Origin of the sequence: Rathayibacter sp. AY1D5 (assembly GCF_002932515.1) — a bacterium.
GTDB lineage: Bacteria > Actinomycetota > Actinomycetes > Actinomycetales > Microbacteriaceae > Rathayibacter.
On record NZ_PSVU01000048.1, the window covers coordinates 16,567 to 29,003 of the forward strand.

A 12,437-nucleotide genomic window follows, 5' to 3' on the forward strand; every position below is an offset into this window, starting at 1 on the left:
GGGTACGCCCGGGCCGGAGGGCGGCCCCCGGCCCCCGGTAGTCTGGACGCACCATGCTGGACAACGACTTCACCGAGCAGATCACTGCTCTCCGCTCCACCTTCGCCGACATCCGCGCCGTCATCGACGTGGACGGCCTCCGCTCGAAGATCGCCGAGCTCAGCGAGCAGGCCGGCGCCCCCGACCTGTGGGACGACACGGCCAACGCGCAGAAGGTGACCAGCGCCCTCAGCCACCGCCAGTCCGAGCTCGCGCGGATCACCGCGATCGACCGGCGCCTGGACGACCTCGAGGTGCTCGTCGAGATGGCGAACGAGGCCGAGGACGCCGAGTCCGAGCAGGAGGCGATCGCCGAGCTCTCCTCCCTCCAGAAGGTCATGGGCGAGCTCGAGGTGCAGACCCTGCTCGACGGCGAGTACGACGACCGCCCCGCCGTGGTCACCATCCGCGCGGGAGCGGGCGGCGTCGACGCTTCCGACTTCGCCGAGATGCTCATGCGCATGTACCTCCGCTGGGCCGAGAAGCACAAGTACGCGGCGACCGTCATGGACGCCAGCTACGCGGAGGAGGCGGGCATCAAGTCGGCCACCTTCCAGATCGACGCCCCCTACGCCTTCGGCACGCTCTCGGTCGAGGCCGGCACCCACCGCCTCGTGCGGATGAGCCCCTTCGGCGCCGCGGGCAAGCGCCAGACCTCCTTCGCCGCGGTCGAGGTCATCCCGCTGATGGAGGAGGCCGGGGCGATCGAGATCCCGGACAACGACATCCGCGTGGACGTCTTCCGCTCCTCCGGCCCCGGCGGCCAGTCGGTGAACACCACCGACTCCGCGGTGCGCCTCACCCACCTGCCCACCGGCACCGTCGTGTCGATGCAGAACGAGAAGAGCCAGATCCAGAACCGCGCCGCGGCGATGCGCGTGCTCCAGTCGCGGCTCCTGCTGCTGCAGAAGGAGCAGGAGGCGGCCACCAAGAAGGAGCTCGCCGGCACCATCACCGCGAGCTGGGGCGACCAGATGCGCAGCTACGTCCTCGCTCCGTACCAGATGGTGAAGGACCTGCGCACCGACCACGAGGTCGGCAACCCCTCGCACGTGTTCGACGGCGACCTGGACGGCTTCATCGCCGCCGGGATCCGCTGGCGGAAGTCCTCCTAGCGCGGCGCGGGCGCGTCCCCACCGACGCGCCGCGCGCCCCCTCGGCGGACTCTTCGGGATCGTCGCTTACCCTCGTACCGACATGATTCGCTTCGACAACGTCTCCAAGCAGTATCGGGGCGGCACGAGACCCGCCCTCAACGCCATCGATCTCGAGATCCTCCGGGGCGAGTTCGTCTTCCTCGTCGGCGCCTCCGGCTCCGGCAAGTCGAGCTGCCTCCGCCTGATCCTCAAGGAGGAGCGCCCCTCCTCCGGGTCGATCCACGTGCTCGGGCAGAACCTCGGCAAGATCTCGAGCCGCAAGGTCCCGTACTTCCGCCGCAACATGGGCGTCGTGTTCCAGGACTTCCGGCTGCTGCCGAACAAGTCGGTCTTCGACAACGTCGCGTTCAGCCTCCAGGTGATCGGCAAGTCGAAGGGCTACATCCAGGAGGCCGTCCCGGACACGCTCAAGATGGTGGGCCTCGCGGGCAAGGCGTCGCGCCTGCCCCACGAGCTCTCCGGCGGCGAGCAGCAGCGCGTCGCGATCGCCCGCGCCGTCGTCAACAAGCCGGCCGTCCTGCTGGCCGACGAGCCCACGGGCAACCTCGACCCGACCACGAGCGCCGGCATCATGGCGCTGCTCGAGCGGATCAACGCGGGCGGCACGACCGTGATCATGGCGACCCACGAGGCCGGCATCGTCGACCAGATGAAGCGCCGCGTCATCGAGCTCTCGGCCGGCAGCATCGTCCGCGACGAGAGCCAGGGCGGCTACGGCCAGACCGAGAGCATCACCGTCGTCCACGACGGCGTCGTGGTCGTGGCGGCCGACGACCACGCGGTCGCCGAGCAGCCCGCGCCCCCGGCGATCATCGACAGCGAGCTCGCGCCCGCCGAGGTCCCCGAGATCGACCTGCGCCAGGATGCCCCGGCCCCGCCGCCCGAGCCGGCCCGCCTCTCGCAGACCGCCGCCCAGCCCCGCGTCCCCGAGGGCCGCCGCTCCGCCGCCGTCGAGCCGGAGCGCGAGCCGGAGCCGGCCGCCGAGCCCGCCGCCGCCCCGCGCGTCGTCGAGCTGCAGAGCCAGACCGGTCCGATCTTCCTCCCCGCCGACACCGGCGCCCTGCCCGAGGAGTCGCTCGCCGCGCGCCTCGGCCTCCGCGCCCACGCGGGCGAGGGCGACGAGACCGGCGACGACCAGCAGAACGTAGGACCCGTCAAGTGAGATTCGCACTGATCTGGTCGGAGGTCGCCAGCGGCCTCCGGCGCAACGTCTCCATGGTCGTCTCGGTGATCCTGGTGACCTTCATCTCCCTCACCTTCGTCGGCACGGCGATCCTGCTCCAGATGCAGATCGGCCAGATGAAGAACTTCTGGTACGACAAGGCGCAGGTCGCGGTGTACATGTGCACCGCCACCTCCGGCGGCTCGAACTGCAGCGGCTCCGACGCCACCGCCGAGCAGATCGACGCGGTGCAGGGCCAGCTCGAGGGCGCCACGCTCGCGCCGTACATCGACCGCTCCTACTTCGAGGACCACGACCAGGCCTACGCGAACTTCCAGGAGCAGTTCGCGGGCAACCCGGTCGCCGAGTACGTCACTCCCGACCTGCTCAACCAGACCTTCTGGATCAACCTGAAGGACCCGACCCAGTCGGACGTCATCGTGGAGAGCCTGTCGAGCGTCTCGGGAGTCGAGAGCGTCACCGACCAGCGGCAGTACCTCGACCAGATCTTCTCGATCCTCAACGCGGCGAGCTACACGGCCATCGGCATCGCCGTCCTGATGCTCGTCGCGGCCGTGCTGCTCATCGCCACCACGATCCGCCTCTCGGCGTTCTCGCGGAGACGGGAGCTGGGCATCATGCGGCTCGTGGGGGCCTCGAACAGGTTCATCCAGACCCCGTTCATCCTCGAGGGGGTCTTCGCCGCGCTGGTCGGCTCGATCCTCGCGGGAGTCGCGGTGGTCGCCATCGTGCAGGTCTTCGTGCAGGGGTTCCTGGCGTACCGGATCCCGCTGACCTCCTTCGTGGGACTCGACGACGCTCTGATCGTCGTGCCGATCCTGATCGTGGTCGGCATCGTCCTGGCCGCCGTCTCGGCGAACGTCGCGATCGCGCGGTACCTGCGGGTCTGATCCCGGACCGGACGTATACTGGTGGGCTGTCCCGTTCGGGGCGGCCCACCGGTGCATCGCCCCGACGATGCCCGCCCCCTTCATCCGCTCGCGACCCGAGGAGCAGCCGTGCCCAGAGAACAGGGACAGAAGGTCGTCGCGACCAACCGCAAGGCGCGCCACGACTACCTCATCGAGGACACCTACGAGGCGGGCCTCGTGCTCACCGGCACCGAGGTGAAGTCCCTCCGGGCCGGCCGCGCCTCGCTGGTCGACGGCTACGCCTTCGTCGACGGGGGAGAGGCGTGGCTCGACGCCGTCCACATCAACGAGTGGGCGCAGGGCACCTGGACGAACCACCCGCCGCGCCGCAAGCGGAAGCTGCTGCTGCACAAGGCGCAGATCCTCAAGATCCACAACAAGGTGAAGGAGGGCGGGTACACGCTGATCCCGCTCTCGCTGTACTTCAGCGACGGCAAGGCCAAGGTCGAGCTGGCCGTGGCCAAGGGCAAGAAGGACTACGACAAGCGCCAGGTCCTCCGAGAGCGCCAGGACCGCCGCGAGGCGGACCGTGCGATGTCGACCCGCCGCCGCCTCGGCGAGTAGGCCCCGGCGGGCACTGTCCGACGGGTGCCGCGCAAGCCTCTTCTTCGCGCCCCGTGCTTTGGGAGACTGGGGCGCGTGACCTCCCCCGAGAACAGCGCCCCCGCCGCCCTGAGCGCCGCCGACGAGAAGACGCGGTGGCGCGCCTTCGCGGTGAGCGTCGGAGTCGCGGCCATCACGATCCTCGACCTCTCGAAGGTCAACGTCGGCCTGCCGTCGATCGAGCGCTCGCTCGGAGCGGACGCGAGCCAGCTGCAGCTGATCGTCGCGGGCTACGCGCTCGCCTTCGGACTGGCGCTCGTGCCGGCCGGTCGGCTGGGCGACATCCGCTCGCGCCGCCTGCTGTTCCTCATCGGGCTGACCGCGTTCACGGTGACGAGCCTGCTCTGCGCGCTCGCGCCGTCGATCGAGCTGCTCGTCGTCGCGCGCTTCCTGCAGGGCGTCGCCGCGGGAATCCAGATGCCCCAGGTCCTCGGGCTGGTGCAGCAGATGTTCACCGGCGCCGAGCGGGCCCGGGCCTTCGGGGTCTTCGGCGCGACCATCGGCCTGTCGACCGCCTTCGGCCCGACCCTCGGCGGCCTCCTGATCGCGATCGGAGGCGAGCAGGACGGCTGGCGCCTGCTGTTCTGGATGAACATCCCGCTGGGCGTCGCCGCGCTGGTCTTCGCCTGGAAGCTCATCCCGAAGAAGCGCTCGCGGCCCGAGGGAGACCGGTCCCTCGACCCGGTCGGCCTGCTCCTGCTGGCGGTCGCGATCTTCGCGTTCATGCTGCCGTTCCTGCTGACCACGGGCTCCTCCTCGGACTCGCCCTACCGCTGGTTCTGGCTGGTGCTCGCCGCGGCCGCCGCCGCCGTCTTCGTGCGCTGGGAGGCGCACTACGCCGCGTCGGGGCGGACGCCCGTCATCGACTTCCGCATCTTCCGGACCAGCTCCTATCGCAACGGCATCCTGGTCGCGACCTCCTACTTCGCCGCGATCCCGGCGACCTTCCTCCTCACCACGCTCTTCCTCCAGCAGGGGCTCGGCCTCGAGCCGGTGTTCGCCGGCATGGTGAGCATCCCGTTCGCGCTGACCTCGGCGGTGACCGCCTGGTACGGCGGCAAGCTCGTGCAGCGCTACGGCCGCGCACTGGTGGTGCTCGGCATCGTGCTCGTGGTCATCGGCTTCACGCTCGTGCTGCTCGCCGCCGAGCTCCTCCCGGCCGAGACCGCCGCCTACGGCATGGGTGCCGCGATGCTCGTCGCCGGGGCCGGAGGCGGCTTCGTCGTGTCGCCGAACCAGACGCTCACCCTCGCCGAGATCCCGCCGGCGCAGGGCGGCGTGGCGGGCTCCGTGGGCCAGCTCGGCCAGCGCGTGGGCACCGCGGTCGGCACCGCCTGCGCCTCCGCCGTCTTCTTCGCGACCCTGGCGAGCGAGCAGGGGATGGCGGAGGGGCTGGACCGGTACCACGACGCCTTCCGCAACGGCTACTTCGTCACCCTCGGGCTGATCGCGCTCGCGCTCGTGCTGGGTCTGCTCGATCTGCGCCGCCGCCGGGTGACCGCCCGCGGAGCTGAGGTAGACTAGGACCCGTAACTCCACAGTGTGCGACGAACGACCCACTCCAGCGGCCTCCGGGCCGTCGAGTGCTCGCGGGGATGATCGGTTTCGACATTGCCTGCGAAACTGCGAGAAGCGGGTCGAGGATCCAGGGTCATCTCGTCAACGATCCCTGGAAAACACAGGTGCCGAACAGAAGCGCACCGACTTCGCTCTCGCTGCCTAAGCCAGAGTAGATAGTCCGTCAGCCCGTGGGTGCGTCCTCGCCCCGGATCCTGGCGTCATCTAGAGGACTTGCTGCGTCGTTACGCCTGAGGGCGACGCGGGACTTGCACTCGGGCTGGGCCCGTCGACCGATGCGCCGATGGTAACGGTCGGGGCCGAGCAGAACGCTCTCATCGGCTACACCCGTAGAAGGCGCAGAATCACAGCGATGGACGGGGGTTCGATTCCCCCCATCTCCACCACCGGTCGTCGTCGCACACTGGGAGCTCCGCTCCGCCGCCCTCACGACGGTCGCACGTCGAGCTGTCTGATCCGCCCGTAGAGGGTGAGCATCGCCAGCCGGTCGTCGTCGTCGTGCGCCGGGCCGGCGAGAGCCTGCGGCGGGGCCCAGTCCCGGTAGAGCACGCCCGGCGCCAGCACGGCGACGGCGGTGCCGGCCGGGTAGTGGGCGCTGCGGTCCACCGGCAGCTCGGCGAACGCGTCGGGCAGGAGCCGGTGCAGCACGTCCAGCAGAGGACGGAGCGGTGCTGCTCGCGCCTCGTGCACGGAGAGGGTCACGGCGTTCATCGCGGCGAGCGCGGCCACCAGGTGCTCGGCGGCGTCGTCGTCGTCGCACCGCTCGGTGACCAGCAGCGAGACCACACCGCGCGGCTTCAGCCAGCCGAGCGTGGCGGCCTCGTCGTCGCCGTCCACCGAGACGACGCGGTCGGAGGCGTGGGCGTAGTCGTGCAGGAGCCGCGACCAGACGTCGCCCGGGCCGGGCCCGTCGACCTGCGCGACCGCCTCCGCCGCGGCGAGCAGGGAGCTCTGCCGGTGGAGCCTCGGGAACAGGCTGTCCGCCGGTCCCCAGTGCTGCTCGGCCGTGCGCGAGCGCTCGGGGGGTTCCTGATCGTGCCGGTCCTGCATGTCGACTCCTGAGCCGCCGGTCTCCGGGCCCCCTCGCGCCTGCCGGTCGTCCCTTCACCCTGCGCTCCGCCGGAGCGCGTGTCAATGAGCCGAACGGGGGTCGATCGGAGCCGTGGTCAGCGAGCGGAGCCGAAGAGGCTGCCGGTGGTGGAGTCGTCGGCCGGATCGAGGACCGCGCAGACGATCGTGCGGTCCCCGTGGCGCCAGCCGACCTCGGAGGGGACGAGCGAGCGGTACTCGAGGGCGGAGTCGCCGTAGGCGATCCCCATCACGGCGCCGAACTCCGGCTCGCAGCCCGCCTCGGCCTGGGCGAGCAGCGTGTTGCGGCTGGTGTATCGGTCTCCGGGCTGCGCGAACGTGTGGAAGACCTCCAGTGCGTGCTCCTCGGCGCAGGGAACGACGTCCACGTCGGCGATGCGGTCGTCGCCCGGGTCGGCCAGGCAGTCGCCGCGCCGCAGCGAGAACACGTCGGTGACGCCGGCGGTCGCCACCGTGCCGCCCTCGTCACGCACGGCCTCCGGGCCGTCCGGCCCGACGACGGAGGAGCAGCCCGAGAGGAGCAGGAGGAGCGCCGCCGAGGCGAGCGCGGCCGTCCGGCTCCTCATCGCGGCGCCACGATCGCGAGCACCTCGTCGTGCAGCAGGCCGTTGGTGGCGACGGCGCTGCCGTGCCACGGCCCGTCCTCCCCGTCGGCGGAGGTGAAGCGGCCGCCCGCCTCCTGCACGATCGGCACCAGGGCCGCCAGGTCGTAGGGCTTCACGTCGAACTCGCCCGCACCGTCGAGGAGGCCCTCGGCGACGAGCATGTAGGGCCACGCGTCCCCGTACGCCCGGTCGCGCCAGACGGCGCCGGCGAGCTCGAGCAGCTGCGGGAGACGGCCCGCGCCCTCCCACTGCTGGATGCTGTTGTAGCTGAAGGTCGCCGATGCGAGCGTGTCGATCCCCGAGACGCGCAGCGGTCGCGGCTCGGCCCCGGCCTCCAGCTCGACGGCCCAGGCGCCGGAGCCCTCGGCCGCCCACCAGCGCGTGCCGAGAGCGGGAGCGGAGACGACTCCGACGACGGGGACGCCGTCGACCGCGAGCGCGATCAGGGTCGCCCAGATCGGGACGCCGCGGAGGAAGTGGGCGGTGCCGTCGATCGGGTCGAGGATCCACTGCCGCGAGGCCTCGCCCGAGGTGCCGAACTCCTCGCCGAGGATCGCGTCGTCCGGACGCTCGGCGGCGAGCAGCGCGCGGATCGCCTCCTCGACGGCGCGGTCGGCGTCGGTGACCGGGGTGCGGTCGAGCTTCGTGTCCACGACGAGGTCGAGCGCGCCGAACCGCTCCCGCGAGATCGCATCGGCCGCGTCCGCCAGGCGGAGGGCGAGTCGGAGGTCGTCGTCGAAGCTCTGGTCACTGCTCTGCGGGGTCACGCGACCACGATACCGGTGGGTCCCGCGGAGCCTCCGATCGCTGCCGCGGGCGTTCCGTCGCGCTCGATTTGACGAGACGGGGGGAGACGCTGGTAATGTGATCCCTCGGTTCGGCACGCACGATCAGCCGGCCGGAACGCACCTCTAGCTCAATCGGCAGAGCAACTGACTCTTAATCAGTGGGTTCTCGGTTCAAGTCCGAGGGGGTGCACCACCAGCCCCGCACCTCCTTGTGAGGTGTGGGGCTTCGTCGTTCCCGGTCCGTGTCCGTTCCCGACCTCCTCGGAGCGCCCGCGGGGGGAGCGCCGGCCCGTGCTCACTCGCTGGAGGGTGCGGCGGTCGACGGGTCGAGCAGCGGCAGGACTCCGCGGAAGCCGGCGCTCGTGGAGCCGATACCGACGTCGAGCGCGTCGGAGGCCCGGCCCTGGTCGTCTGCGGCGGCGGTCAGGCTCAGGGTGATGCCCGTCCGCGTGAAGGTCCGGGCGACGGTGCTCCAGGCGAGGTCGACGTCTCCGTCCGCCGACGCCAACAGGCGCCTGAGCATCCGCACGGTGTCCGGCGCAGAATGCGGACCGACGCCCGTTCGCGTGGCAGGATCTCCGTTCGCTTCCGTTTCCCCTCCAGAAAGGACCGATGTGCCCGAAGACGTCCTCCCCGTGATCGGCTCGATCGCGCTCGCCGTGGTGATCGCGGTCGTGATCGCCGTGGTCGCGACCGCCGTCGTCGCCCTCGTGCTGCGCTCGGTCGGCAAGCGCAAGACCTGGGCGCGCCTGCTGATCCGGCGTCTGCGCATCCCGTTCCGCGTGCTGCTGATGACCATCGCGGTCTGGGCCGCGCTCGCCGCCACCGTGACGGCCGACCCCTGGCCGGGTCTCGTGCAGCGGGTGTTCCAGATCGCCACGATCGGCGCGGCGGCGTGGGTGATCGGATCCCTGTTCGTGTTCCTCGAGGACCTGGGCGCCGAGCGCTACCGGACCGACACGGCCGACAACCGCCGGGCACGCCGCCTCCGCACGCAGATGACGATCATCCGGAGGGTCGCCGTGGCGGCCGTCGTGGTCATCGCGATCGGCGCCTCGCTGCTGACCTTCCCCGAGGCCCGCACGGCCGGTGCGAGCCTCCTGGCCTCGGCCGGCGTGCTCTCGATCGTGGCGGGCCTGGCCGCGCAGTCGAGCCTCACGAACATCTTCGCCGGGATGCAGCTCGCCTTCAGCGACGCCATCCGCCTGGACGACGTGGTGATCGTCGAGACCGAGTGGGGGCGGATCGAGGAGATCACGCTGACCTACGTCGTCGTCCACCTCTGGGACGACCGCCGCCTGGTGCTGCCCACGAACTACTTCACGACCCAGCCGTTCCAGAACTGGACCCGCACCGGGTCCGAGCTGCTCGGCGCCGTCGAGCTCGACCTGGACTGGCGGGTCAGCCCCGAGCAGATGCGCGAGGAGCTGCACCGCATGCTCGAGGAGACCGACCTCTGGGACCGGCGCACCAGCGTGCTGCAGGTGACCGACGCGACGGGCGGCTTCGTCCGGATCCGGGTGCTCGTCACGGCGAAGGACGCGCCGACGCTCTTCGACCTGCGCTGCTACGTGCGCGAGCGGCTCGTCTCGTGGCTGCACGAGAACGACCCCGTCGCCCTCCCGCGTCAGCGCGTCGAGATGGAGCGGGAGCCCGCTCCCGCCGCGACCCCGCGCCGGCACGGGTCCTCCGCCCCGGACAACCTGTTCTCGGGCGACGAGCGCTCGAACGAGCGGGGGGCGATGTTCACAGGTCTCATCGACCTGCGGGACACCCCGAAGCGGGACACCCCGAAGCGGGAGCTGCCGCCGCGGGACTGACTCCTGCGAGGACGCCGCTCGCACGGCCGCACCCGGGGTGCGCGTGGCGAGCGGCGTCCCGTAGGGCGGTCAGCGGTTCACGGAGCTCATGTCGGCGTAGCGGTCGCCGACGGGGGCCTCGAGCGAGCCGAGGACGTCGAGCTGCTCCGCGGTCAGCACGAGGGCGTCCGCGGCGGCGTTCTCCTCGATGCGCGAGACGCGCTTGGTGCCCGGGATCGGAGCGATGTCCTCGCCCTGGGCGAGCAGCCAGGCGAGCGCCACCTGCGCGGCGGTCGCGTCCGCCTCTGCCGCCACACGGTCGACGGCCTCCACGATGCGGAGGTTCGCCTCCAGCGCTCCGTCGGCGAAGCGGGGGTTGTCGCGGCGGAAGTCGTCGCTGCCCAGCTCGGCGACCGAGCGGATGCTGCCCGTGAGGAAGCCGCGGCCCAGCGGCGAGTACGGGACGAAGCCGATGCCGAGCTCGCGGAGGACCGGCAGCACCTCCGCCTCGGGGTCGCGGGTCCAGAGCGAGTACTCGGACTGCACAGCGGTGACCGGGTGCACGGCGTGAGCGCGCCGGATCGTCGAGGGCGCCGCCTCCGAGAGGCCGTAGCCGCGGAGCTTGCCCTCCTGGATCAGCTCCGCGAAGGCCCCGGCGGTCTCCTCGACCGGGACGCCCGGGTCCATGCGGTGCTGGTAGTAGAGGTCGATGCGGTCGGTGCCGAGGCGCGCGAGCGAGCCCTCGACGGCGAGCCGCAGGTTCTCCGGGGAGCCGTCGAGTCCGCGGCCCCCGTCGCCGCGGTGGCGGATCATGCCGAACTTGCTCGCCAGCACGACCTCGTCGCGGCGGCCTGCCAGCGCTCGGCCGAGCAGCTCCTCGTTGGTGTACGGGCCGTAGATCTCGGCGGTGTCGAGGAACGTGACGCCCAGATCGAGGGCGCGGTGCACGGTGCGGATCGACTCCGCGTCGTCGGTGCCGGCGCCGGTGTAGAACGCCGACATGCCCATCGCGCCGAGACCGAGGCGGGAGACCTCGAGGGCGGCGACGTCGGATCCGAGGGTGATCGTCTTCATCAGTGGGTGGTCCTCTCCTGGTACGCCGCGATCTTGATGTCGATCGCGGCGAGGCTGGCGTGTGTCCGGGCGAGCTGCGCCTCGACCTCCTCGCGGTGCGTCCGGAGCAGCGCGAGGCGCTCCGGCTCCGTGGCGGGCCCGATCCGGAGGAGCCGGGCGTACTCGCGGATCCGCGCGATCGGCATCCCGGTCGCGCGGAGCTTGGTGAGGAAGTCGACCCAGCCGACGTCGGCCGGCCGGTAGCGGCGGTGCTGCGACGAGGCGCGCTCGACCGGGTCGAGCATGAGCCCGGCGCGCTCGTAGTAGCGCAGGGTGTGCACGGTGAGACCGGTGACGGCGGCGACCTGCGAGATCGACAGCACCTCCGGCTCGGCCGGGGCGGCGGTGGCGGTGGACATGGCGTCAACCTACGACTTCGAGTGCGCTCGAGGTCAAGCGGGAGCGGGCGACTCAGCCGACCTCGCGGCTGAAGCCCAGGAGGGCCTCGGCGATGCGGGCGTCCGCCTCCTCGTGGCTGATGGTCGCCTCGCCGTCGCCCGCCTGCGGCCCGTACCAGCCGAAGTCGGCGTGGTTGGCGCCGTCGATCTCGACGAGGTCGGCGGAGGAGGGCAGCCGGACGCTCGCGTCGGCGACCTTCTGCGGCGTGCTGAGCCCGTCCTCCGATCCGCTGACGCTGAGGACGGGGAGCTCGGAGCCCGAGAGGTCGTTCGCGCAGTAGCTGCCGAGCAGCACCAGGCCCGCCACCGCCGGGTCCTCGGCCCACTGGCAGGCCTTCACGCCGCCGAGGGAGTGGCCGCCGACGAGCCAGCGGTCGACGCCCTCGGCCTGGCTGGTGAAGGTCTCGAGGGAGCGGAGGTCGAAGAAGGCCAGGTGCAGGATCGGCCGCGTGATCACGACGGTCGCCCCGGCGTCGACCAGCGGAGCCAGGGTCGCCTCGTAGGAGGAGGCGTCGACCTTCGCTCCGGGGATGAAGACCAGGCCCGTGCCGGCCAGCTCGCCGGTCGAGGTCGGCGTCATCACGAGCGCGTCGTCCGTGCGCTCGACCGCGATCGCCGGATCGGCGCGCACACGGGCGAGGGCGTCCTCGTCGGGGCCGCTGACGATCGAGCTCCAGGTGAGGAAGCCGAGGACCGCGACTCCGAGGACTCCGCCGACGCTCGCGACAACGACGCGGCGGCGCCTCATCGGGCTGCCGCGATCGCGTCGGCCGCCTGCACCAGGGCGAGGTGGGAGAGGGCCTGGGGAGTGTTCCCCGCGTGCCGGCGGCCCTCGACGTCGTACTCCTCCGAGAGGAGGCCCACGTCGTTGCAGAGCCCGACGAGCCGGTCCATCAGGGTCCGCGCGTCGTCGATCCGGCCGGAGTCGGCGTACTGCCGGACGAGCCAGAAGGAGCAGGCGAGGAACGGGTGCTCGCCGCCGGCGAGGCCGTCGACCGAGGACTCGGTCCGATAGCGGTGCAGCAGGCCGTCCTGCAGGAGCACGCGCTCCAGCTCGGCGACGGTGCCCAGCATCCGCGGGTCGTCGGCGGGGACGAAGCCGACCATCGGCAGCACGAGGAGCGACGCGTCGACCTCGGGCGAGCCGTAGGACTGCACGAAGTGGCCGCGCTCG

At 71.6% G+C, this 12,437-nt stretch carries 14 protein-coding genes, 1 tRNA gene and 1 other RNA gene; 8 read left to right on the plus strand and 8 right to left on the minus strand.

Annotation, left to right across the window (positions count from 1 at the left end; translation table 11 throughout):
- The first annotated feature begins 53 nt into the window (after nt 1-53).
- The 6 genes from prfB (at nt 54) to ssrA (ending at nt 5,857) form a co-directional block, all read left to right on the plus strand.
- On the plus strand, nt 54-1,154 hold the full coding sequence (gene prfB, locus C5C82_RS13590; RefSeq protein WP_104226967.1) for a peptide chain release factor 2: 1,101 nt from the start codon (nt 54-56) through the stop codon (nt 1,152-1,154).
- An 82-nt stretch (nt 1,155-1,236) separates the two neighbouring features.
- Nucleotides 1,237-2,358: a cell division ATP-binding protein FtsE gene (gene ftsE, locus C5C82_RS13595; protein WP_104355223.1), complete on the plus strand. Its 1,122-nt coding sequence runs from the start codon at nt 1,237-1,239 to the stop codon at nt 2,356-2,358.
- A complete protein-coding gene (ftsX, locus tag C5C82_RS13600; protein WP_104223559.1) occupies nt 2,355-3,269 on the plus strand; it encodes a permease-like cell division protein FtsX in 915 nt (304 codons plus the stop codon). The genes ftsE and ftsX overlap by 4 nt, the downstream gene beginning before the upstream one ends.
- A 108-nt stretch (nt 3,270-3,377) precedes the next feature.
- On the plus strand, nt 3,378-3,854 hold the full coding sequence (gene smpB, locus C5C82_RS13605) for an SsrA-binding protein SmpB (protein ID WP_104223558.1): 477 nt from the start codon (nt 3,378-3,380) through the stop codon (nt 3,852-3,854).
- A gap of 75 nt (nt 3,855-3,929) precedes the next feature.
- Complete coding sequence (locus C5C82_RS13610) at nt 3,930-5,417, plus strand: MFS transporter (protein ID WP_104223557.1); 1,488 nt, start codon at nt 3,930-3,932, stop codon at nt 5,415-5,417.
- Nucleotides 5,418-5,484: 67 nt separating this feature from the next.
- Nucleotides 5,485-5,857: a transfer-messenger RNA gene (ssrA, locus tag C5C82_RS13615) on the plus strand.
- Between the two features lie 40 nt (nt 5,858-5,897).
- On the opposite strand, the gene C5C82_RS13620 is transcribed toward ssrA, so the two are convergent.
- The 3 genes from C5C82_RS13620 to C5C82_RS13630 all read right to left on the minus strand — a co-directional run bounded on the left by C5C82_RS13620 (nt 5,898) and on the right by C5C82_RS13630 (nt 7,932).
- The gene (locus tag C5C82_RS13620; RefSeq protein WP_104355224.1) at nt 5,898-6,521 is read right to left on the minus strand and encodes a hypothetical protein; all 624 of its coding nucleotides are present in this window, start codon (nt 6,519-6,521) and stop codon (nt 5,898-5,900) included.
- A 116-nt stretch (nt 6,522-6,637) separates the two neighbouring features.
- On the minus strand, nt 6,638-7,126 hold the full coding sequence (locus C5C82_RS13625) for a septum formation family protein (RefSeq protein ID WP_104238162.1): 489 nt from the start codon (nt 7,124-7,126) through the stop codon (nt 6,638-6,640).
- On the minus strand, nt 7,123-7,932 hold the full coding sequence (locus tag C5C82_RS13630) for an inositol monophosphatase family protein (protein ID WP_104223554.1): 810 nt from the start codon (nt 7,930-7,932) through the stop codon (nt 7,123-7,125). The genes C5C82_RS13625 and C5C82_RS13630 overlap by 4 nt, the downstream gene beginning before the upstream one ends.
- 138 nt (nt 7,933-8,070) lie before the next feature.
- Here C5C82_RS13630 and C5C82_RS13635 point away from each other — a divergent pair.
- Nucleotides 8,071-8,146 (plus strand) — tRNA-Lys (locus C5C82_RS13635).
- 102 nt (nt 8,147-8,248) lie between these two features.
- Here C5C82_RS13635 and C5C82_RS17655 read toward each other — a convergent pair.
- A complete protein-coding gene (locus C5C82_RS17655; RefSeq protein ID WP_181068352.1) occupies nt 8,249-8,476 on the minus strand; it encodes a hypothetical protein in 228 nt (75 codons plus the stop codon).
- A gap of 91 nt (nt 8,477-8,567) precedes the next feature.
- Here C5C82_RS17655 and C5C82_RS13645 point away from each other — a divergent pair, with 91 nt between their 5' ends.
- Nucleotides 8,568-9,773 carry a mechanosensitive ion channel family protein gene (locus C5C82_RS13645; RefSeq protein ID WP_258062857.1) on the plus strand — a complete coding sequence of 402 codons (1,206 nt, stop codon included), beginning with the start codon at nt 8,568-8,570 and terminating at the stop codon, nt 9,771-9,773.
- A gap of 69 nt (nt 9,774-9,842) precedes the next feature.
- On the opposite strand, the gene C5C82_RS13650 is transcribed toward C5C82_RS13645, so the two are convergent.
- The 4 genes from C5C82_RS13650 to C5C82_RS13665 form a co-directional block, all read right to left on the minus strand.
- Complete coding sequence (locus tag C5C82_RS13650) at nt 9,843-10,826, minus strand: aldo/keto reductase (RefSeq protein ID WP_104355225.1); 984 nt, start codon at nt 10,824-10,826, stop codon at nt 9,843-9,845.
- Complete coding sequence (locus C5C82_RS13655; protein WP_104223551.1) at nt 10,826-11,224, minus strand: MerR family transcriptional regulator; 399 nt, start codon at nt 11,222-11,224, stop codon at nt 10,826-10,828. The genes C5C82_RS13650 and C5C82_RS13655 overlap by 1 nt, the downstream gene beginning before the upstream one ends.
- A 52-nt stretch (nt 11,225-11,276) precedes the next feature.
- Complete coding sequence (locus C5C82_RS13660; RefSeq protein ID WP_104257258.1) at nt 11,277-12,011, minus strand: alpha/beta hydrolase; 735 nt, start codon at nt 12,009-12,011, stop codon at nt 11,277-11,279.
- Nucleotides 12,008-12,437 (minus strand): glycoside hydrolase family 15 protein (locus C5C82_RS13665; protein ID WP_258064980.1); only part of this gene is annotated, 430 nt, incomplete at its 5' end. The genes C5C82_RS13660 and C5C82_RS13665, both read right to left, overlap by 4 nt.

Coding starts and splice junctions, on each gene's coding strand:
- prfB (WP_104226967.1), top strand. CDS start 54: ATGCTGGACAACGACTTCACCGAGCAGATCACTGCTCTCCGCTCCACC.
- ftsE (WP_104355223.1), top strand. CDS start 1,237: ATGATTCGCTTCGACAACGTCTCCAAGCAGTATCGGGGCGGCACGAGA.
- C5C82_RS13620 (WP_104355224.1), bottom strand. CDS start 6,521: ATGCAGGACCGGCACGATCAGGAACCCCCCGAGCGCTCGCGCACGGCC.
- C5C82_RS13625 (WP_104238162.1), bottom strand. CDS start 7,126: ATGAGGAGCCGGACGGCCGCGCTCGCCTCGGCGGCGCTCCTCCTGCTC.
- C5C82_RS17655 (WP_181068352.1), bottom strand. CDS start 8,476: ATGCTCAGGCGCCTGTTGGCGTCGGCGGACGGAGACGTCGACCTCGCC.
- C5C82_RS13650 (WP_104355225.1), bottom strand. CDS start 10,826: ATGAAGACGATCACCCTCGGATCCGACGTCGCCGCCCTCGAGGTCTCC.
- C5C82_RS13655 (WP_104223551.1), bottom strand. CDS start 11,224: ATGTCCACCGCCACCGCCGCCCCGGCCGAGCCGGAGGTGCTGTCGATC.
- C5C82_RS13660 (WP_104257258.1), bottom strand. CDS start 12,011: ATGAGGCGCCGCCGCGTCGTTGTCGCGAGCGTCGGCGGAGTCCTCGGA.